The 19,696-nt window shown below is 53.9% G+C and carries 19 protein-coding genes; 11 read left to right on the top strand and 8 right to left on the bottom strand.

Annotated elements, in window-relative coordinates; all coding sequences use genetic code 11:
• Nucleotides 1-33: 33 nt before the first annotated feature.
• Both QTL79_RS07765 and QTL79_RS07760 read left to right on the top strand, forming a co-directional pair.
• On the top strand, nt 34-753 hold the full coding sequence (locus QTL79_RS07765; RefSeq protein WP_346354393.1) for a DUF2225 domain-containing protein: 720 nt from the start codon (nt 34-36) through the stop codon (nt 751-753).
• 135 nt (nt 754-888) lie between these two features.
• The gene (locus QTL79_RS07760; RefSeq protein WP_346354392.1) at nt 889-1,200 is read left to right on the top strand and encodes a hypothetical protein; all 312 of its coding nucleotides are present in this window, start codon (nt 889-891) and stop codon (nt 1,198-1,200) included.
• A 50-nt stretch (nt 1,201-1,250) separates the two neighbouring features.
• Here QTL79_RS07760 and QTL79_RS07755 read toward each other — a convergent pair whose 3' ends face one another.
• Complete coding sequence (locus tag QTL79_RS07755) at nt 1,251-2,084, bottom strand: MBL fold metallo-hydrolase (protein ID WP_346354391.1); 834 nt, start codon at nt 2,082-2,084, stop codon at nt 1,251-1,253.
• 77 nt (nt 2,085-2,161) lie between these two features.
• A complete protein-coding gene (locus tag QTL79_RS07750; protein WP_346354390.1) occupies nt 2,162-2,665 on the bottom strand; it encodes a flavin reductase family protein in 504 nt (167 codons plus the stop codon).
• A 603-nt stretch (nt 2,666-3,268) separates the two neighbouring features.
• Here QTL79_RS07750 and serA point away from each other — a divergent pair.
• The 3 genes from serA (at nt 3,269) to serC (ending at nt 7,450) form a co-directional block, all read left to right on the top strand.
• Nucleotides 3,269-4,855: a phosphoglycerate dehydrogenase gene (serA, locus tag QTL79_RS07745; protein WP_346354389.1), complete on the top strand. Its 1,587-nt coding sequence runs from the start codon at nt 3,269-3,271 to the stop codon at nt 4,853-4,855.
• Nucleotides 4,856-5,071: 216 nt separating this feature from the next.
• Nucleotides 5,072-6,334 carry a DUF1015 domain-containing protein gene (locus QTL79_RS07740; RefSeq protein WP_346354388.1) on the top strand — a complete coding sequence of 421 codons (1,263 nt, stop codon included), beginning with the start codon at nt 5,072-5,074 and terminating at the stop codon, nt 6,332-6,334.
• Between the two features lie 24 nt (nt 6,335-6,358).
• Nucleotides 6,359-7,450 carry a 3-phosphoserine/phosphohydroxythreonine transaminase gene (gene serC / locus QTL79_RS07735; RefSeq protein ID WP_346354461.1) on the top strand — a complete coding sequence of 364 codons (1,092 nt, stop codon included), beginning with the start codon at nt 6,359-6,361 and terminating at the stop codon, nt 7,448-7,450.
• A 335-nt stretch (nt 7,451-7,785) separates the two neighbouring features.
• Here the strand turns inward: serC and QTL79_RS07730 are convergent, their stop codons facing one another.
• From QTL79_RS07730 to QTL79_RS07710, 5 genes are all read right to left on the bottom strand, one after another.
• On the bottom strand, nt 7,786-8,700 hold the full coding sequence (locus tag QTL79_RS07730; RefSeq protein ID WP_346354387.1) for a DMT family transporter: 915 nt from the start codon (nt 8,698-8,700) through the stop codon (nt 7,786-7,788).
• Between the two features lie 166 nt (nt 8,701-8,866).
• A complete protein-coding gene (gene nrdD, locus QTL79_RS07725; protein WP_346354386.1) occupies nt 8,867-9,142 on the bottom strand; it encodes an anaerobic ribonucleoside-triphosphate reductase in 276 nt (91 codons plus the stop codon).
• A 108-nt stretch (nt 9,143-9,250) separates the two neighbouring features.
• Nucleotides 9,251-9,373 carry a hypothetical protein gene (locus tag QTL79_RS07720; protein WP_346354385.1) on the bottom strand — a complete coding sequence of 41 codons (123 nt, stop codon included), beginning with the start codon at nt 9,371-9,373 and terminating at the stop codon, nt 9,251-9,253.
• 234 nt (nt 9,374-9,607) lie between these two features.
• Nucleotides 9,608-10,294: a hypothetical protein gene (locus QTL79_RS07715; protein ID WP_346354384.1), complete on the bottom strand. Its 687-nt coding sequence runs from the start codon at nt 10,292-10,294 to the stop codon at nt 9,608-9,610.
• A 193-nt stretch (nt 10,295-10,487) separates the two neighbouring features.
• The gene (locus QTL79_RS07710; RefSeq protein WP_346354383.1) at nt 10,488-11,105 is read right to left on the bottom strand and encodes a hypothetical protein; all 618 of its coding nucleotides are present in this window, start codon (nt 11,103-11,105) and stop codon (nt 10,488-10,490) included.
• 297 nt (nt 11,106-11,402) lie between these two features.
• On the opposite strand from QTL79_RS07710, the gene QTL79_RS07705 reads away from it, so the two are divergent.
• The 3 genes from QTL79_RS07705 (at nt 11,403) to QTL79_RS07695 (ending at nt 15,787) form a co-directional block, all read left to right on the top strand.
• Complete coding sequence (locus QTL79_RS07705) at nt 11,403-13,103, top strand: LytS/YhcK type 5TM receptor domain-containing protein (protein ID WP_346354382.1); 1,701 nt, start codon at nt 11,403-11,405, stop codon at nt 13,101-13,103.
• Nucleotides 13,096-13,854, top strand: coding sequence for a LytR/AlgR family response regulator transcription factor (locus QTL79_RS07700; protein WP_346354381.1), 759 nt, complete (start codon nt 13,096-13,098; stop codon nt 13,852-13,854). The genes QTL79_RS07705 and QTL79_RS07700 overlap by 8 nt, the downstream gene beginning before the upstream one ends.
• 142 nt (nt 13,855-13,996) lie before the next feature.
• Nucleotides 13,997-15,787 (top strand): carbon starvation CstA family protein, encoded by a 1,791-nt coding sequence (locus QTL79_RS07695; protein ID WP_346354380.1) that lies wholly within the window; start codon nt 13,997-13,999, stop codon nt 15,785-15,787.
• Between the two features lie 59 nt (nt 15,788-15,846).
• Here QTL79_RS07695 and QTL79_RS07690 read toward each other — a convergent pair whose 3' ends face one another.
• A complete protein-coding gene (locus tag QTL79_RS07690; RefSeq protein ID WP_346354379.1) occupies nt 15,847-16,089 on the bottom strand; it encodes a zinc-ribbon domain-containing protein in 243 nt (80 codons plus the stop codon).
• Between the two features lie 124 nt (nt 16,090-16,213).
• On the opposite strand from QTL79_RS07690, the gene QTL79_RS07685 reads away from it, so the two are divergent.
• The 3 genes from QTL79_RS07685 to serS all read left to right on the top strand — a co-directional run bounded on the left by QTL79_RS07685 (nt 16,214) and on the right by serS (nt 19,693).
• Nucleotides 16,214-17,128, top strand: a complete 915-nt coding sequence (locus tag QTL79_RS07685; RefSeq protein ID WP_346354378.1) for an NAD(P)/FAD-dependent oxidoreductase — start codon at nt 16,214-16,216, stop codon at nt 17,126-17,128.
• Between the two features lie 107 nt (nt 17,129-17,235).
• Nucleotides 17,236-18,240, top strand: a complete 1,005-nt coding sequence (locus QTL79_RS07680) for an HD domain-containing phosphohydrolase (protein ID WP_346354377.1) — start codon at nt 17,236-17,238, stop codon at nt 18,238-18,240.
• Nucleotides 18,241-18,424: 184 nt separating this feature from the next.
• Nucleotides 18,425-19,693, top strand: a complete 1,269-nt coding sequence (gene serS / locus QTL79_RS07675; RefSeq protein ID WP_346354376.1) for a serine--tRNA ligase — start codon at nt 18,425-18,427, stop codon at nt 19,691-19,693.
• Nucleotides 19,694-19,696 lie beyond the last annotated feature (3 nt).

Raw genomic sequence — 19,696 nt, 5'->3', positions numbered from 1 at the left:
GTGGTAAAGTTATAAGGCGGGGGTGTGAAAAACATGGCGGATGCATTATACGAAGCGGAACGGATCTGTAAGGTGTGTGAAGAAAAAATTCATGTGACGAAGGTGCGGTCCCGTCTGATAACGGAAAAACAGGACAGCGACTTTTGCATGCACTACCGGGATGTGAATCCCTATTATTACAGCGTCTGGGTCTGTCCGAACTGCGGCTATGCGGCGCAGGAAGCGGAGTTTGGCGAAATCTCATCTACAGCGGTGGAACTGGTTAAGAAATTCTTGGCTGGTCGGGAGGTCAGCGTAGATTTTAGCGGGATTCGTACACGCGAGCAGGCGATAGCGACCTATAAACTGGCGATCTTTTTTGCTGGGCTGACAAAACAGCAAAACAGCAAGTTGGCCGGCTTATATCTACGTTTAGGCTGGCTCTATCGTGAAGGGGAGCAGGAAGAAGAAGAGCAACTGGCGCTTGCTAAAGCGGCGGAGCTGTTTGACGCTGCGATGGCGAAAGAACGCTTTCCGATCGGCGGCATGTCGGAGCTTAATCTGCTTTACCTGGTCGGCGAATTATTGCGCCGCACAGGCAAGGCGGAACAGTCGCTGCTTTATTTCAACAAGGTCGTCTCCAATCCGCAGGCGAAGTTTGAAAAACGTCTGATGGATATGGCGCGCGATGCTTGGCATGCGGCGCGTGAAGAGCGGGATCGCTTGAAGCGCTTAGCCGGAGAAGAAGTGAGCGAAGAGCAATTGGGCGAATGATATAAAGGCCGTGGTCGCTTTTAAGCGGCGCGGCTTTTTATTTTTCTGGAGAAAACTGAATCTTCTGACGGAAAAGAGGAATTTCTTGCGCCTATGCTGAATACGAATAAATACCAAAGATAGGAGGCGATCAAAATGAGAGTCAAACTATGTTTAGAAAAATTAGAGATGGTTGTACGCTTGCTGAAAGATCAGTCGGAAATGGAACGGCTGCAGTCGTATGCGGCGGTGGTGACGTTGGTTGAATTGGTGGACAGCAACGTATTCAGCGGCAAATACCAGCATGAAGTCTTTGAAGAATATAAAGGGACGTTGCTCGATTCGTGCCAGGTCATGTGCGGTTTGATGCCTGCCGAAGACGGTAAGACGGACGACGATTATTTTAATGGAGCCCTTCAAGCGATCAAGGAAGTCAGAGGTCGCTACTGCGTCGAGTGCAGTTTTTAAGGAGCCAAAAAAAGTGTCTGTCGCGAATTTAGCGACAGACACTTTTTTGACTAAAATTCCAGCTGCGTACCGACAAAGGCGGGCGTGAACTTTTCGCCGAATTGGTTGGCGAGTCGGCTTAGCATTGCGAAGCCGGTACAGTGGTTGGCCGCGATGAAAGTAGGCGAGAAATCCGCCAGCTGACGGAGTGTTTCCTCCTGCTGCGCAAGCGGCGCAGGACCAAGATGCGTGCCGCCGATGATGCCGTAGAGTCGCAGACTGTCAGTGACGGATAGGCCGTGCATAATCGTATTAATAATGCCGGCATGCGCGCAGCCTGAAATCACGACGAGACCTGCAGCGGTTTTGACGTATAAGGACATGTCGTCAATGACGGAGTCGTGACAGGCGCAGCCCTGCTCGGCGATGCGGATAAAGGATGACGGCGTCTGCTCGAATCCACTCTCACGCGGGATCGGGCCGCTTAGCCAAAGGTCATCGTCCAGCGCGAGCGGCTCTGTGACAAGTTGAAAGTCGGCGCCGAGCTGGACGAGAAGTTCCTGGCTGAACGGTATGCCGATGAAACGGCGTGTTTCCGATTCGGAAAAGCGAGGCACGAATGCCTGCGGATGGATGTAGACCGGCAGGCGCTTGCGTGCGTGCGTCAGGATCGCCGACAAGCCGCCGGTGTGATCATAATGCCCGTGACTGATGACGATCGCGTCGAGATCGGCAGGCCGGACGCCCAGGAGACTGAGATTGTGGATGACAAGCTCGGATTGGCCCGCATCGAACAAAATAAGTCGTCCTTTTGTTTCCAGGAGCAGCGCTTGCCCGTGTTCGGCGCGAAACGGCCGTTTGGCATTCACCGGAACCTGATTGTCGATGATAACGGTTGCTTTCATGAACATAGACCTCCCCTATGCGTGTAGTATGGAGGCTGCTACAGGCGTAAAGCGTAGTAAGATGTAAGAGTGCGGTGTCAAGCGTCTTTGTAACAGGCCAGGATTTCACCGAAATATAACGTGTGAAAATCGCCGCTGGCATATTTTTGTGCGGCGATGGATGGATCCAAATGAGCTGGATCCATCGTTTGCTTGAAGACGACGCGGCATTCGTAATGCAGACCGCAGCCTTCGATGATCGGTGCGGCGACGTTCCGGCTCGGCGCGGCCTTCAGACCGGCCGCAGCAAACTTGTCGAGCTCGCGACCCGATTTTGAACCGCAGACGGCGAGCGCTTCTTTCATGTCCTTAAGCGGCAGGCTTACCGTGAATTCGCCGCTTGCTTCAAGCATTTGGTAGCTGTGGCGCGAGGGCCGGACCATGACCATGAAGACCGGACGCTGCCAGATATAGCCGATGCTGCCCCAGGCAATTGTCATCGTGTTCTGCGCGCCGTTGGCCGCGGTAGTCAAAAAAGCGCCTTTACTGAGAATTTCTACCGCTTCTTTGGCATATTCATTATAAGAAAGTTCTTGTTGCATGAAATCCTCCTGCTGCGTAATCAGTGTCGTCCGTGCTTGGCATGGACGCAATACTCCTCCTATTCTGGACGGCAAGAGGAATTTCCTGTTTGCGGCGTACGATAAATTACTGCCGACGCAAGAGGTTTAGCGCGCGAAAAAGGCGGAAAAAGGAAAGAAGTGCGAGTAGAAAGAAGAAAAGTGTAAAATATAAAAAGGAATGTTTTTGTGAAAAACACACTTGACTTGCGTCGGGAGAGGCTGTATAATCAGTTTCAATTGAAAAATGAAATTTTGCAAAGAACGGGATGTCGTAAGTGCTGAAGGCCAAGAGAGCCGGCGGTTGGTGTAAGCCGGTGCTTCAGACGTATGATTCCGCCCGGGAGCAATTGGCGACGAGTCAAAGGGGACCGCCCCATACAGCGGAACGAGTTGGCCGGTTTTCCGGCAATTTGGGTGGCAACGCGGGAGTATGCTCTCGTCCCTGTTTAGTGCAGGGACGAGAGCTTTTTTATTCTACGCGGCCGAATTTTTCAGGCGGGGTGTTTCCACACGCAATCAGGCTGCAAACTACGGGGTGGAAATAAAAATAAAGCTTCAAGCAGATAGATGGAGGGATGCAACATGAAAATTTTAGTCAGCGATCCGGTATCGGAGCAAGGGGTAGCGATTTTACGCGAACAGTTTGAGGTGGATGTGAAGACGAATCTGCCGGCGGAAGAGTTGATCCGCATTATTCCGGAGTATGACGCGCTGGTCGTGCGCAGTGAAACCAAGGTTACGAAAGCGGTTATCGCGGTAGCCGAACGTTTGAAGGTCATTGGCCGGGCCGGGGTCGGCGTCGACAACATCGACGTCGAAGCCGCGACGCAAAAAGGCATCGTAGTTTTGAACGCGCCGGAAGGAAACACTGTAGCCGCGACGGAGCACACGATGGCGATGATGCTCAGCATGGCGCGCAATATTCCGCAAGGTCATGCTGGAATGCGCGAGGGCAAGTGGCTGCGCAGCAAATTGATGGGCGTCGAATTGCGCGGCAAGACGCTTGGCATCATCGGCCTTGGCCGCATCGGCGGCGGCGTTGCGAAACGTTCGTTGGCGATGGAAATGAAGGTAATCGCCTACGATCCGTTCATTAGCGCAGAACAAGCGGAAAACATGGGCATCGAGCTGGTTGAACTGGCAGATATCTTCCCGCGCGCCGACTTCATTACGCTGCATATGCCGCTGACGCCAGAAACAAAGAATCTGCTGAACAAAGAGTCCTTTGCCAAGATGAAGCCCAGCGTGCGCTTGATCAACTGCGCGCGCGGCGGCATCATTAACGAAGCGGATCTGGCGCAAGCGCTGACCGACGGCATTGTCGCCGGAGCGGCGGTCGACGTGTTTGCAAAAGAGCCGGTCGAAGCCGATAATCCGCTTTTAAAAGCGCCGAATATTATCCTGACGCCGCATCTTGGCGCTTCGACCGCGGAAGCGCAGGTTGGCGTCGCGGTTGATGTGGCGCATGGCATTATCGCGGTATTGAAAGGAGAGCCGATTTCGACCGCGGTTAATATGGCGCCGCTGCAGTCGCATGTGCTTGAAGTCATCAAGCCTTACTTCAATCTTGCGGAGAAGATGGGCTGTCTGGCGATCCATCTGGCCGACGGACGCATCAATGCAGTGGATGTCGAATACAACGGCGACATCGGCGAAGTCGATACTAAGATGCTGACCACCGCGGTGATCAAAGGTCTGCTCGGCAGCATCCTGACCGAACATGTCAATTATGTGAATGCGCCGTTTATCGCGAAATCGCGCGGCATTAAAGTCAGAGAGGTGCGCAGCAAGGAAAAAGCGAATTTTGCCGATCTGATCACGGTCAAAGTGCATACCGACAAGCACCTGCATACGGTGTCCGGTACGCTGTTCGGCAAAGAAGAGGGACGCATTGTGACAATAGACGGCTACCGCGTCGATGTCGATCCGAAAGGCTGGCTCCTAATCGGGCCGCATTACAATCGGCCGGGTATCATCGGCAAAGTCGGCACGATCCTTGGTGCGGACGGCATCAATATCAACAGTATGCAGGTTGGCAAGACCGATGTCGAAGGCACAAGTATCATGGTAATGGGCGTCGATTCCGACGTGCCGGCATCGGTGCTCTTGAAGATCAAAGCGGTAGACGGTATCCTCGACTCCAAGCTGATCAATTTTTCCGGTATGTAGGGTAAAAGCGAAGAGGCTCCTGCGGTTTTGTCTGCGACTTCTCTGCCGTACGTCTGTATTCCGGACGGAAACAATATTTCACTATAGGCAAAGGACGGGATAGGCGATAAAATAGAGGCAGGGCATTCGACAGGGCTGTCCTGCGCTGCGGGGCGTCTGTCGCATGCTGAGAGTTGCAAATGATAAAATAAAAATATTCCGTAGGAGGGAAACGATATGGCAAGTGTAAAACCGTTTTGCGGGCTACGGCCTGCGAAAGATTCGGCGGAGAGGGTAGTATCCCTGCCGTATGATGTGATGGATACGAAAGAGGCGCGGCAGATGATTGCCGCGAATAAGGACAGCTTTTTACGCGTGACGCGGGCGGAAGCCGAACTGGATGCGGGCATCGACCCGCATGCGCCGGAAGTCTATGCAAAGGCCGCAAGCAATATGAAGGAATTCATTGCCACGGGCCTACTCGTGCCGGATGCGCAGCCTTGCTTTTATGTATATAAGCAGCAAATGGACAATCATAAACAGGTCGGCCTGGTCGTCGCCGCTTCGGTCGAAGAATACAAGAACAATATCATCAAGAAGCACGAACTGACCCGGCCGGACAAAGAACAGGACCGCGTCAATCATATTCTCGCGACCGAAGCGCAGACCGGCGCGATCTTTCTCACCTATCGCGCGAGCGAAACGGTCAATGCGCTGATGGCGCAGGCGATGGCGCAGACGCCGGCGCACGAGTTCACGACTGAGGACGGCATCGTGCATACGCTCTATGTTGTTTCCGAACCGGAGCGGATTCGCGCGATCGAAGAAGCGTTTGGCCGGATCGAGACGCTCTATATCGCAGACGGGCATCATCGCGCAGCAGCTGCCGCGCGCGTGTATGACAAGTGCCGCAGCGAGAATCCGAATCATACAGGCGAAGAGCCTTACAACCGCTTCCTGGCGGTTCTCTTCCCGCATAACATGATGAAGATCCTCGATTATAATCGCGTCGTCAAAGATTTGAATGGCTTGTCCCAGACAGCATTCCTGGAACAAGTGCAGGAAAAGTTTGAGATCCATCCCTGCTCGCGCAAAGATTGCCGGGCCGAATACCCGCATTATTTCGGCATGTACCTGGACAAGGCTTGGTACAAGCTGGTGGCCAAGGCTGACAGTTATGACGAAGCCAATCCATTGCAACGTCTTGACGTCAGCATCTTACAGGAGAATTTATTGAAGCCTATCTTAGGAATTGAAAACCCGCGCACCGATAAACGGATTGGTTTTGTCGGCGGCATCCGGGGCATTAAAGAATTGGAACGGCTGGTGGATCAGGGCGAATACCAAGTGGCTTTCTCGCTCTATCCGACCTCGATCAAGGCGCTGATGGAAATTTCCGACGCCAACTTGATCATGCCGCCCAAGTCCACCTGGTTCGAGCCCAAGCTGCGCGATGCCATGGTGGTGCATATGACCCCCTGCCGCTTTACCGACCAATAAAGAGCTGCGGTAAAATTAGGAGGAATTTTCGTGAAACGTATTTATAATTTCAGTGCCGGTCCCGCGACCTTGCCGCTTGCTGTCTTGGAAGAAGTGCAAAAGCAGCTGCTCGACTTTGAAGGCCAAGGCATGTCGATTTTGGAGATGAGCCATCGTTCCAAACCGTATGAGGCGATCAACAAGGAAGCGGAAGCGAACATGAAAGAATTGCTCGGACTGGGCGACGATTATCGCGTCCTCTTTCTCCAGGGCGGCGCCAGCACGCAATTTTCGATGCTGCCGCTGAACTATCTGCCGCAAGGCGCGACAGCCGATTACATCCTAAGCGGCGTCTGGTCGGAAAAAGCCTTGAAGGAAGCCAAGCTGATCGGCAAGACCCATGTGGCGGCGACGACCGCGGAAGGCAATTATACGCGTGTGCCGCAGCAGGCGGAAATCGTCCTGAGTGATAAGCCCGCTTATGTCCATATGACATCCAACAACACCATCTTCGGTACGCAGTGGCACGAATTCCCCGAAGTGGGCGACGCGCTGCTGGTGGCCGACATGTCTTCCGACATGCTCTGCAAACCGTTTGATGCGAAGAAGTTCGCGATCATCTATGCCGGAGCGCAGAAGAACCTGGGCCCGGCCGGCGTGACCGTCGTGGTCATTCGCAAAGAATTGCTCGGCAACAATCCGAAAACGATTCCGACGATGCTGCGTTACGACACGCATGCGGACAGCGATTCGCTCTACAACACGCCGCCGGTCTTTTCGGTCTATATGGTCAACTTGGTGTTGCGCTGGATCAAGGAGCAGGGCGGGCTCACGGCAATGCAGGCGAAGAACGAAGCCAAGGCGGCGCTGATTTATAATACGATTGACGAAAGCGGCGGTTTTTATCGCGGCCATGCCGAAGTCGGCAGCCGTTCGCTGATGAACATCACCTTCCGCTTGCCGAGCGAAGAGCTGGAAAAAGCTTTCGTTACCGAAGCGACAAAAGCCGGACTCGACGGGCTAAAAGGCCATCGCTCGGTCGGCGGACTGCGGGCCTCGGTTTACAACGCGATGCCGCACGAAGGTTGCCAGGCGCTGCGTGATTTCATGCTTGATTTTCAAAAACGTAACGGATAAAAGGAAAACGGTCGCCCGTCGACAAAACGAAATCAAGAGGAACGTTTTTACACGAAGAGTTGAAGAAGGGAAAGGGGGAAGAGTTTATTATTACTCTTCCTCTCTTCCTAGAGGGCCGATGGGATCGGCCCTCTTCGCTTCTTCGTGTCTTTTCATTTTGTGTCCAGTTTGTTTTTTTTGATTGTAGTTAGCTTGAAATAGCTGTGCCGCCGGAATTGCCGCTTTTCCCTGTTGAAAGAAAAGTCGTTGCAATCGCTATGCGCGTGAAACAAAGAAAAACGAGGTCGACGGAAAAATAATCCGTTGACCTCGTTTTTTCTCGTACACTTCTGTCGTTAGACTTCCTGACCTAAAAGGTCAGAATCTTGTTTTCGGCTGGCTAGGATTGTTTTTAGCTGTGAAAGCAGCATGCCTGCGAGCATCAGGGCGCAGCCAAGGAGCTCGTAGCGGCCGAGTTTTTCGTCGAGCAGGAGGTAGCCGCCGAGGGCGGCGAAGACTGTTTCCAGGCTGAGGATGAGCGCGGCATGCGCCGGTGAGGCGTGGCGCTGCCCGACGACTTGCAGCGTGTAGGCGATGCCGACCGAGAAGAAGCCGCCGTACAGAATCGGAACAATGGCCTGCTGCAGGCTGGAGAGGGTGATCGTTTCGCATAGTGCTGCCGTAGTCAGGCTGAGTGCGGAACAGGTGATGAACTGGACAAAGCAAAGTTTGAATACGTTCACTTTTTTCGAGAAATGATCAATCCATAAGATGTGTCCGGTCCAAAAGACAGCGCCGATCAGCTGGAGCAAATCGCCGAACGCAATCGAGAATCCTTCTTTGACGCATAAGAGGTACAAACCGCTCAGCGCAAGCAAAGCGCCGAGCCAGGTCGCGGTATCGACGCGTTGTTTCAGCCAAAGGCCGGCGATCGGCACGAGAATGATGTAGAGGCAGGTAATGAACGCGGCTTTTCCAGCTGTCGTATAGATCAGTCCGACTTGCTGCAGCGAAGCGCCGGAAAATAAAAGCAGTCCGGCGACAAGACCGGCCCAAAGAACCGTACTGCGGCCAAGCGGCGCCGCTTTAGGCTGCGGATCATTTTTGAAGTAAAAGAGCAGCGGCAGCAAAGACAGCGCGCCGAGCGCAAAGCGTACGCCGTTAAAGGTGAACGGGCCGACGTAATCCATACCGACGCGCTGTGCGACAAAGGCCAAGCCCCAAATCACCGCGGCGAGCGTTAAGAAAAGATTGGAACGAAGTGTACTCATAAAAAGGACTCCTTTATGCTTTGAAAATGGATATAAGGATGGGTCTTCGACAGAGTTGCCGGATAACCTGCCTAAAAGATGTTTTTTAAAGAAGAAAGAAACGGCTGACGCAGGGGGGCGTCGGCCGTTTCTTTGCAGGGCATCTATCGTGTATACAAGGGCGATGCTAGGAGTGGATCACCCTTGCATCTAGCTCGGCTTGTTTCGCGGCGTTAAAGTTGCTGGATTCGCTCAGATAACCGGTGATCCGGCGAATGCGCTTAATCGGAGATTTCTCCGAACTTTGGATGACGACCTCGTTGCCGTCGAGCGTCAGAATCATTTTGCCGAGTTCCTTGCCCTTTGCGCGCCACTGTTCCTTTTCTTCGGCCAGATAAGCGGCTGCTTCTTTTGGGCTGATCGCGTCGGGATAGGATACCAGAACGTCATTTACCAATGTCATTGTCAATGCCTCCCAAGTGGATTTCTCTTCTCTGGTTTAGTATTCGCGCTGCAGAGAAAAATTCCTGCCGGAAAAACAATATATTGTTTATTTTTTATTCGTGAGACACTATATATTGTGTTTGAGTGGGGCTGGAGCGTGCGAAACTGTGGCGGCGATGGCTTCCGGGTCCAGTGAGACGGGGAAGAGGATCCAATCGCTGATGAACCAGTCCGATAAATAGCTATCCATGCGAACGCCTCCTTTTCAATCAAACGTGAATTTGTCCGGTCGTGCTGAGAAACAGGCAAAGCAGAGCGATGGCAAACAAGAAAAAACGCATTGTGAAACCTCCTTGTGAATCGACCTGTAACTAGCATACTCCTCTTTTGCCGTGCAGGCTATGACGGGAAGCTGACAAGGTGATGACAGGGCGGTTATAAGGAGAAGTCCCATCCGGCAAAGTTGCCGCATGGGACGAAGAGCCTAACCTAAGAAAGCCGAAACGAGTTTGCGGATGTTTTCCGGCACGGTGAGGTCGGTCGTCAAGAGCAGGTGACCGGCTTCCGGTGTAGCGCTGCGAATGCTCAGCGCGTGGATCGGCTGCCAGCCGAACAGATTGACCTGGCCCAGGTTGGAATCGAGCAAAGCCTGGCGGACATCGACCGAAACCAGGTTGCCGTTAATGGTGACGATGACGCCATGTCCGGGCTTGATCGGCCCGGTCAGCTTGGTGGCCATCGCCAGACTGACGCGGGCAAACATCCAGGAGAGGATCGGATGATCGGGCAATTTTTTGTCGGTCACTTTCAGACGGATCAGCGAATGCTCGCGGTTGTGTTCGAAAAGATCCACTTTGCAAATCAGATCGATGCGACCGATTGCTTTGGTTTTGGCATGAATCGCCAGCGTCTGGTCGGCGCGCGAAGCGATCGTTAGTTCGCTTACCTCGGTCTGATCTTTAAGCGAATCCGCCAGGAATTGATTGATAGCGTCATCGGGAACGGCCACTTTGCCTTCTTGCAGATTTTCAAACGTCTGCAAATCCCAGGTTTCTTTAAGAACGGGAGAAACCTCGCCTAAATCGGGCAGTGCGACAGACGAAGTCCAGCTGCCGACCGAATCCATAAACGAAACCGGCGTTGCCGGAGGGAGTGAGCTGGGTATAAACATAGAAGACCTCCTGTGTAAGTTATCTCATAACGTGCTTCTTAAATAGAAATAATCCATTTTTATCTTTCTGTCAAGTGTAGCGCGTCGTCAGTTAAAAACACAGGAAGCGAATTGAGGCAGGAAAAGGAAGGAGAACAAAGAAGAAGACGGCAGCTTTTCAGCTACCGTCTTCTTCGCTATTTTCCCTGGAAAATTAATTAAACGCTGTTTTTAAGCCGTCATCGACTTTGACGAGCAGATTATTTATGGACGTCAAGGTAAGAGCCTTGGCATCGCTTGTTTTGCCCGGCACTGGATTGGAAACGGTTTCGGCAAGCGTTTTATTGTAGAGTTCTTTCTTGTTTTTCAGGTCGATGATTTTCAAAGGGACACTTAGCGTTGCGGGAGAATTTGGTTGGGTTTGCATCGCCAATGTTTTGACTTCCATGTAGATCAAATAATCAGCAACGTCGGATTTAAACAATGCCGCGATGTCGCTGGAATTGGCATCGGCGAGATTGGTGATGCCGGCCTGCTGTATTTTATCGAGATAAGTTTGGCCGGAAAGGAGGGTATAGTTTGTACCCAGTTTTTCAGTCAGATTGGCTGTAAACTGGCTGTCGACTTCATTGTCGTAAGGCAGTTTGGCATTATTAACGTAGATCACGGCAATTTTACCTTTTTTCGCGGGTACCGCAGTCGAATCACTTGCGGCAGCTGGCTTTTGCATAGCGTCCGGGGTCGTTGTTGTGGGAGCCGCCGGAGCGGCGCTGCATAGGCTGGCAAAGCCTAAAAGAGAAATACCCAGCAAGGTGAAAATGATTTTTTTCATACGAGTCACTCCTTATTGTGTTTTTTTGGCGTCTATAGTCAAGTGTTCCTGACTACAGTCTTAGTCTAACAGATGAAAATTACAGGCCGACGTGCATGGCGGCTATATTTTTCTTACAAATTTATGCTGAAAAGCGCGCTAAATACTACGAAAAAAGAAGGGAAAGTGACTGCTCCTGTTTGCTGCATTCAGCTTCTTCTTGAAAAAACAGGCCGGCGCGTTGATAATAGAAGCAATGAGTAAACGAGGTGCGATCTGTCATAATTGGCGGCGCGTTTGATGCGAGAGGTGAGCGGTATGAGCAACGGAGAATTATTGCTGGAGATGGTGGAACGGATGAGCGTCGCCGCGACCATCGCCTTTTTGCTGTCGCAGACCGCGGTTTTTAGACGTTTGGTTTATCGACAGGGACGAAGCAGGGATCGACTGCTCTTAAGTGCGGTATTCGGTCTCTTGGGCATCTTCGGTACCTATGCGGGAATTCCGGTCAACGATGCGCTGGCCAATTCGCGGGTTATCGGCGTCATGGCAGCGGGCTTGACCGGGGGAACGTCGATGGGCCTGCTGGCCGGACTAATTGCCGGCGGGCATCGCTTCTTTCTCGGCGGTTTCACGGCGCTCGCCTGTGCGGTCGCCAATCTGAGCGAAGGTTTGTTGGCCGGATTTGTCCAGCGGCGCTTCGGCGGCGCCCCGGTACCCTGGTGGGCGGCTTTGCTTGCGGGCATGGTCGGCGAGATGATGCAGATGGGCATCATTCTGCTCTTGGCAAGGCCGTTTGATGCGGCGCAACGTCTGGTCGGAGAGATTGCGCTGCCGATGATCGTCGCCAATTCGATCGGTTTGGCCATCTTCATGCTGATCATCAAGAGCGTGATGGATGTTCAGGATCGCGCTGGGGCGGAGCAATCGCGCAAGGCGCTCGATATCGCGACTAAGACGCTGCCTTATTTGCGGCGCGGCCTCGACGAGGCTTCCGGTCTGGCCACTGCACAGATCATCTTTGCCGCGGGCGGCTATGACGCGGTCGCGGTGACGAATGAAGTCAAGGTGTTGGCGTATATCGGCGCGGAAGAACATCATCACTGCCAGCCGCATTACAATGGCTTGACCGCCGCGACGCGTCACGTATTGGCGGAGGGTAAAACCTACATTGCGCAAAACGCGGAGTCGATAGGCTGTTCCTGTACCGGTTGCCGTTTGGCGTCGGCGATGGTCGTGCCGCTCAAACGGGGCGAGCGCGTCGTCGGAACGCTGAAGCTTTACTATACGCGTCCGGAGGCGATCAGCCAGGTGGATATGCTCTTTGCGGACGGCTTGGCGCATCTCTTTTCCACGCAGCTGGAACTGGCCGAAATCGACCGTCAGGCGAAACTGACCGCCAAAGCGGAACTGCGCGCGCTGCAGGCGCAGATCAATCCGCATTTTTTCTTCAATACGCTGAATACGATTACGTCACTGGTGCGGACGAAACCGGAACAGGCGCGCGAATTGCTGCTCAAGCTCGGCGCCATCTTTCGCTATAACCTGCATAAGGCGGGGACGTTCATCAGTGTGGCCGAAGAAATGGAGCAGGTGAATGCTTATCTTGCGATTGAAAAGGCGCGACATGGCGACAAATTGTGCGTGCGCGAGGACGTGGCGGAGTCGGCCAAGGCCTGCCGCTTGCCTGCGCTGACCGTGCAGCCGTTGGTCGAGAATGCGATTCGCCACGGGCTGCAGCCGAAGGAAAACGGCGGTACGGTCTGGATCCGCGTGAGCGATGAAGGAGAGCAGGTCTGCGTTCAGGTGAGTGATGACGGCGTCGGAATCGACTTGGCGCGGCAGCATCCGCTGCTGACGCCGGATGCGGCGAGCATCGGACTGGTTAACGTGCATGAACGGCTACGCGGCATGTTCGGCGCAGCCTTCGGCCTGACGCTCGAAAGCCGCCCGGGGGCGGGAACGACTGTTTCGTTGCGTTTGCCGAAGGGCGGCGGAGAGGGGGATGAGCATGCTTAAAGCGATTATCGTCGACGACGAAGCGCCGGCCAGAGATGAACTGGCTTATTTACTGGGGAAGGAAAGCGGCGTCGAAGTGGTCGGCGAGGCCGACGGCGGAGCCGCTGCTGTGACGCTGGCGGCCCAGGTCAAGCCGGATGTCGTGTTTCTCGATATCGAGATGCGCGGCATGAACGGCCTCGAAACGGCGCGCGTGCTGCGCGGTGTGGTGCCGAAGGCGCTCGTTGTCTTCGCCACCGCCTATGACAGTTATGCGCTGCAGGCTTTTGAACTTGGCGTCGTCGACTATCTGCTAAAGCCATTCGAAGAAGAGCGCGTCCATCTGACGGCTAAGCGTCTACAAAACTACCGACCGGAAGAGTGGAAAGAGGCGAACCAGCGCCTTGACGCCGAATTGGAACGCAGTCGGGTGCGGGTGAACAAGCTGGCGGTGGAAAAGGACGGCAAGATTGTCCTGATCCAATATGACGAATTGGTTTGTGCGCAGGCGCAGGGAAAAAGCGTGACCGTGCTGACCGCGAACAGCGAATATGCCTATAACGGCAGTCTGGGCGAACTCGAACAGCGCTTGCGTGCCACGACCGCGATGCGCGTGCATAAAAGTTTTCTCGTCAATCTCGATAAGGTCAGCGAAGTGGTGCCCTGGTTCAAAGGAACCTATTGGCTGCGCCTTACCGGTCGTCCGGAACTCGAGATCCCGGTTAGCAAAAGTCAGATCAAGGAATTGAAAGAAGCGCTCGGTCTTTGTTAGAATAGTATTTCCATTCAGACTCCTCCCTTTCCGTTCAGGGAGGAGTTTGTTCCGTTCAGCCCTCATTGCTATCCAGATAGATTATTTGAAGGTATTCTACAATAGAGCTTATTGAAAAAAGCAAGGAGGGTTTATTGCTATTATGAATGCGATTTATCTGGTTATCATTGCAGCGTTGGTATTGACGCTGGCCTATCGTTACTATGGCGCTTTTATGGCGGCCAAAGTTCTGACGCTCGACGCTTCGCGCACGACGCCTGCGGTGCGTCACAACGACGGGCGCGATTATGTACCGACCAACAAATGGGTGACGTTCGGGCATCATTTCGCCGCGATCGCGGGCGCCGGTCCGCTGGTTGGCCCGGTTCTGGCCGCTCAGTTCGGTTATCTGCCGGGTACGATCTGGCTTTTGATCGGCGCGGTCTTCGCCGGTGCAGTGCATGACATGGTCATCCTTTTTGCCTCGGTCCGGCATGACGGATTGTCGGTGGCGGAAATCGCCAAAAAGGAAATCGGCAAGGCTTCCGGCCTCGCGACCAGCGTCGCGGTTCTCTTCATTCTCGTCATCACGATGGCGGGGCTTGCGATTGCGGTAGTCAACGCATTGTACGACAGTCCGTGGGGTACGTTTACCGTCGCGGTGACGATTCCGATCGCTATTTTTGTCGGTCTGTATCTGCGCTATCTGCGCCCCGGCCAGATCGGCGAAGCGTCGTTCATCGGCGTCAGTCTGGTCCTGATCGGCGTTTTTGTCGGTCCGATGGTGCAAAACTCTTGGCTTGCGCCGTATTTTACCTTCAGCCGCGGTCAGCTTTCGATTCTGCTCGCCGCGTACGGCTTCGTCGCGGCGGCGCTGCCGGTCTGGCTGCTTCTCGCGCCGCGCGACTATCTTAGCACTTACATGAAGATCGGCACGATTTTAGCGCTGGCTCTGGGCATCGTCATTGTCCAGCCGGAAATTCAAATGCCTGCGCTGACGCCGTTTATCAACGGCGGCGGCCCGATCATTCCGGGACCGGTTTGGCCGTATATGTTCATCACAATCGCCTGCGGCGCGATTTCCGGTTTCCATTCGTTGATCGCCACCGGCACGACGCCGAAGATGCTGACCAGCGAAGCGGAAATCCGTGCGGTCGGCTTCGGCGGCATGCTGGTCGAATCCTTCGTCGCGTTGATGGCTTTGATTGCAGCGACCAGCCTGGTGCCTGCCGATTATTTTGCGATCAATACCGTACCGGCTGTCTTTGCCAAGCTGAATATGCAGATTCAGGACTTGCCGATGCTCTCGCAAATGGTGGGCGAAAATGTTGCCGGACGTCCGGGCGGAGCGGTATCGCTCGCGGTCGGCATGGCGCATATCTTCTCCAAGATTCCCGGTCTCGAAAGCATGTTGGCGTTCTGGTATCATTTCGCGATCATGTTTGAGGCTTTGTTCATCCTGACGACGATCGACGCCGGAACGCGCGTCGGCCGTTACTTGCTGCAGGAACTGGGCGGCATGGTATACAAACCGCTGAAAAATACGCATTGGATTCCCGGCATTGTCCTGACCAGCGGCGGGATGTCGTTTGCCTGGGGCTACCTAGTCTATGGCGGTTCCATCTCGACAATCTGGCCGCTGTTCGGCGTAGCGAACCAACTGCTGGCCAGCATGGCTTTGGCGATCGGTACGACGGTGCTGTTCAGAATGGGCAAAGGGCGTTATACTTGGACGACGATTACGCCGATGTGTTTCCTGGCGGTAACCACCGTTGCGGCCGGTTATCTCAATATCACGACGAATTATCTGCCGCAGAAAAATTATCTGCTGGCCGGCGCCAGTGCGATTATGATCGTGCTTGTGGTCTTCGTCATTGCCGATTCGATTCGCGTTTGGCAACAGATCCGCAATGAGCAAAATCAGAAACCGCAGTTGCAACAAAAAGCAATATAGTGGTATGAAACAAAGGAAACCCGGGCAGCTATAGCTGTCCGGGTTTCCTTTGTTTCATCTTATTTGCCTTTTACTTGTTTTACCGATTCCACTTGTTTTGGCAGCCATTGCTCGGCGGTTTCGTCGCAGCAGCAGCAAAGATCGGAGAGGCTTTTGCCGACATTTTCATAAGCAGTCTGGATGTCGGGAGCGGCGGTCATGCCGCAACTGGCGCATTTCAGCGGTGCTACTTTTTTAGCCAGCGCTTCAACATCGACCTTGAAATCGGCATTGCATTCGGGACACTCTACAGTTAATTTCACCTTGCATCCACTCCTTTATCTCGGATACTGTCTATTTTGACAAAAGGGCGCGATTCCCTGCTGCCGTTAGCAGGAATTAACGCATTGGCAAGGGAAATAATAGAGACCGGAAGGAGGGATTGTGATGACGAAGAAACCAGTCTTTGATATAGCCGTCATCGGCGGCGGACCGGCCGGACTATCGGCCGCGCTGACCGGACGCATCCGAAATAAACAGGTGGCGCTCTTTGAGCACCGCAGTTTCAGCCAAAAATTGCAGAAGGCGCATACGGTGGAAAATTATCTGGGCCTGCCGGAGCTAAGCGGACAGGAGATGATGCGACAGTTCGCCGACCATTGCCTGAAACATCAGCCGACGCTGATCAAGGAAAAGGTGATGAATATTTTCCCCGGCAATGAAATGTTTACCTTGCTGACGCCCGACGCGACCTATGAGGCGAAGACGATCATCCTGACCACCGGCGTGACCAGTGCGGTACTGCTTGGCGGCGAACGTGAACTGCTCGGCCGCGGCGTGAGCTATTGCGCCACTTGTGACGGCATGCTCTACCGGGGTCGCGATGTGGCGGTTATTTCGTATACGCCGGAGGGCGAGTCCGAGGCCGATTATCTCAGCGAAATCTGCCTGAATGTGCATTATCTGCCGCAGTACAAAGAAACGCCTTGCGTCAATGACAAGGTGGAAGTGCTGCACAGCAAACCGCTTGAAGTCGTCGGCAAGCAGACGGTGGATGAACTGATCACCGACAAGGGGACGCTGAAAGTGGATGGCGTATTCATCCTGCGGCATTCCGATCCGGTGGAAAACATCCTGCCGGGACTCGAACTAGGCGCAGGCGATGTGATTTTGGTAAAACGGGACATGGCGACGAATATTCCCGGCGTATTCGCGGCGGGCGACTGCACCGGCAAGCCCTGGCAGATCGCCAAGGCGACCGGCGAAGGCCTGGTCGCGGTATTCAGCGCGATCCAGTATCTCGATCAGCAAAGCCGGAAAACGGCGGACGGGGCGAGCGATAAAATTCAAAAGAATGTTTAATTAAAAAACGGGCCTTCGAGCAGGAGTTTTTAATCCCGGCGGGAATAAAGGAAAGACATATCGATGCTCCGCAGACACACTAAGGATGAGGAGACGCAAGAGCAATCATGGCAGAAGAATTGTTGCAGCGCATCAGCGGCGCTATTGAATCAAATATGTTTCATGGAATGCTGGTCATCGACAAAGATTTCAAAGTGGCCTTTATTAACGACTCCCTGTGCAACATGTGGCGGATCAATCGGCGCGAGGTCCTGCAGCGCTCTCTGTTGAAGGTCTTCCATGAAGGGCGCAAGGTAAAAGGCTGCGGCGAATATGTCGGTCCGCTGGTCGAATCGATGGACAAGGAGATTCCTGTCCTCGGCCGCGAGGTTTACCTGCGTCTGGCTTCGGCCGGGCAGGGCAGCTGGTTCCTCGTCAACACTTTTTTGCTTAAGGATGAGAAAGGCCGCGCCGAATATGCGGTGGGGACGTATGTCAGCATCAATCGCTTCAAACGGATGGAATTTCAGCTCGGCGAAGTGAATGTCAGCATCTTGAATGCGTTTACCAAGGCGATTCATGCGCGGGATCAATATACAAGGCTGCACAGCGACAATGTTTCCGGCTTGATGGGCGGCTTTGCCGAATACCTTTCTTTGCCGACCGAAGAAATCACCATGGCTTATATTGCCGGCCTGATCCACGATGTCGGCAAGATCGGCATTTCGGAACAGGTGCTGAATAAGCCGGGGCGGCTCAGCGAGCCGGAATATGAGGAGATCAAACGCCACTCTGCGAAGGGCGCGGAAATTCTGCAGGAAGTGGTCGGCTTCGAAGACTTGGCGCATATGGTGCGTCATCATCATGAACGTTACGATGGCAAAGGCTATCCGGACGGGATCGGCGGCGCGCAGATTCCGTTTCATAGCCGCATGCTGGCGATTTGCGATGCGTATGACGCGATGACCAGCGTGCGCTGTTACTCGGCTGCCCGTTCCACCGCGCAGGCGCTGGAAGAAATCGAGCGCTGCAGCGGTCAGCAGTTCGATCCCGAACTGGCGGAACGTTTCCGGGCGTTCGTGCAGACGGCGGGGCTTGTTTCCGGCGTCGCTGAAGATGATCAGACCGCCTGAGAGGCCTGCTTTACAAGGGTAAGTCGACTGGTGTACAATAAAGTAACGTTTTCTTTTCGGGATAGCATGACTCTCGTTGACGGATAAGCGGGGGTCTTTCTTCTGTTGGTCTGAACAAATGTCAAGTCGAGAGCGGGATATAAGTGCGGCTGCTTAGCCAGCGGCGCAGAGGGAGGAATTATAGATGTTAGATATTCGTTTTGTCCGCGACAATGTGGAAATCGTACGCCAGGCACTGGCTAACCGGGGGGCCAGCGTCAACCTGGATGAATTTTTGCTGCTGGAAAAAGATCGCCGGGATCTGCTGCTTGAGGTGGAGAGCCTGAAGAGCAAGCGCAATGCCGCGTCGCAGGAAATCAGCCGTCTGAAGAAGAATAAGGAAGATGCCGAACCGTTGGTGCTTGAGATGCGCCAGGTCGGCGATACGATTGCTGCGCTTGACGCAAAAATGCGCGACATGGACAGCCGTCTGCAGGAAATCATGCTGACGATTCCCAACATCCCGAGCGAAAAAGTGCCGGTTGGCAAGGATGAACATGACAACAAAGAAGTCCGCCGCTGGGGCGATACCGCGTTGCCGGACTTTGAAGTCAAAGCGCACTGGGAGATTGGCGAAAAACTCGGCATTCTCGATTTTGAACGGGGCGGCAAAGTAACTGGAGCGCGTTTTCTCTTTTACCGCGGCCTGGGCGCGCGTCTCGAACGTTCCTTGATCAATTTCATGCTTGACGTCCATACCGGACAGCATGGCTATACGGAGTTTTTCCCGCCGTTCATTGCCAATCGGGCCAGCATGACTGGTACCGGGCAACTGCCGAAGTTTGAAGAGGACGCATTCAAGCTCGAAGGGCTTGATTATTTCCTCATTCCGACCGCGGAAGTGCCGGTGACCAATTTCCATCGCGATGAAATCCTTGACGGCAAAGACCTGCCGTATCGCTATACGGCGTACAGCGCCTGTTTCCGCGCCGAGGCCGGAGCGGCAGGACGCGACACGCGCGGCCTGATTCGCCTGCATCAGTTCAACAAGGTGGAACTGGTTAAATTCAGTTTGCCGGAAGAATCCTATAACGAACTGGAACAGCTGACGCTGAACGCGGAACGCATTCTGGAACTCTTGGGCCTGCCGTACCGCCGTATGGCGCTCTGCACCGGCGACATGGGCTTTACGTCTGCGATGACGTACGATCTCGAGGTGTGGCTGCCCAGCTTCAACTGCTACCGTGAAATTTCATCCTGTTCCAACTTCGAAGATTTCCAGGCGCGACGCGCCAACATCCGTTTCCGTCGCGACACGAAATCCAAACCGGAATTCGTGCATACGCTCAACGGTTCGGGCCTTGCGATCGGCCGTACCGTTGCGGCCATTTTGGAAAACTATCAACAGGCCGACGGCAGCGTTGTCGTACCGGAAGTCCTGCGTCCGTACATGGGGACCGACATCATCAAATAAAAC

Origin of the sequence: Azotosporobacter soli (genome assembly GCF_030542965.1) — a bacterium.
GTDB lineage: Bacteria > Bacillota > Negativicutes > SG130 > SG130 > Azotosporobacter > Azotosporobacter soli.
Note: the sequence above shows the minus strand (reverse complement) of the source record. Positions and strands in the feature narration are given on the sequence as shown.

Coding starts and splice junctions, on each gene's coding strand:
- QTL79_RS07680 (WP_346354377.1), top strand. CDS start 17,236: ATGGCAGAAGAATTGTTGCAGCGCATCAGCGGCGCTATTGAATCAAAT.
- QTL79_RS07755 (WP_346354391.1), bottom strand. CDS start 2,084: ATGAAAGCAACCGTTATCATCGACAATCAGGTTCCGGTGAATGCCAAA.
- QTL79_RS07715 (WP_346354384.1), bottom strand. CDS start 10,294: ATGTTTATACCCAGCTCACTCCCTCCGGCAACGCCGGTTTCGTTTATG.
- QTL79_RS07765 (WP_346354393.1), top strand. CDS start 34: ATGGCGGATGCATTATACGAAGCGGAACGGATCTGTAAGGTGTGTGAA.
- QTL79_RS07705 (WP_346354382.1), top strand. CDS start 11,403: ATGAGCAACGGAGAATTATTGCTGGAGATGGTGGAACGGATGAGCGTC.
- QTL79_RS07710 (WP_346354383.1), bottom strand. CDS start 11,105: ATGAAAAAAATCATTTTCACCTTGCTGGGTATTTCTCTTTTAGGCTTT.
- serA (WP_346354389.1), top strand. CDS start 3,269: ATGAAAATTTTAGTCAGCGATCCGGTATCGGAGCAAGGGGTAGCGATT.
- QTL79_RS07695 (WP_346354380.1), top strand. CDS start 13,997: ATGAATGCGATTTATCTGGTTATCATTGCAGCGTTGGTATTGACGCTG.
- QTL79_RS07730 (WP_346354387.1), bottom strand. CDS start 8,700: ATGAGTACACTTCGTTCCAATCTTTTCTTAACGCTCGCCGCGGTGATT.
- QTL79_RS07760 (WP_346354392.1), top strand. CDS start 889: ATGAGAGTCAAACTATGTTTAGAAAAATTAGAGATGGTTGTACGCTTG.
- QTL79_RS07740 (WP_346354388.1), top strand. CDS start 5,072: ATGGCAAGTGTAAAACCGTTTTGCGGGCTACGGCCTGCGAAAGATTCG.
- QTL79_RS07720 (WP_346354385.1), bottom strand. CDS start 9,373: ATGGATAGCTATTTATCGGACTGGTTCATCAGCGATTGGATCCTCTTC.
- QTL79_RS07750 (WP_346354390.1), bottom strand. CDS start 2,665: ATGCAACAAGAACTTTCTTATAATGAATATGCCAAAGAAGCGGTAGAA.
- serS (WP_346354376.1), top strand. CDS start 18,425: ATGTTAGATATTCGTTTTGTCCGCGACAATGTGGAAATCGTACGCCAG.
- QTL79_RS07700 (WP_346354381.1), top strand. CDS start 13,096: ATGCTTAAAGCGATTATCGTCGACGACGAAGCGCCGGCCAGAGATGAA.
- nrdD (WP_346354386.1), bottom strand. CDS start 9,142: ATGACATTGGTAAATGACGTTCTGGTATCCTATCCCGACGCGATCAGC.
- QTL79_RS07685 (WP_346354378.1), top strand. CDS start 16,214: ATGACGAAGAAACCAGTCTTTGATATAGCCGTCATCGGCGGCGGACCG.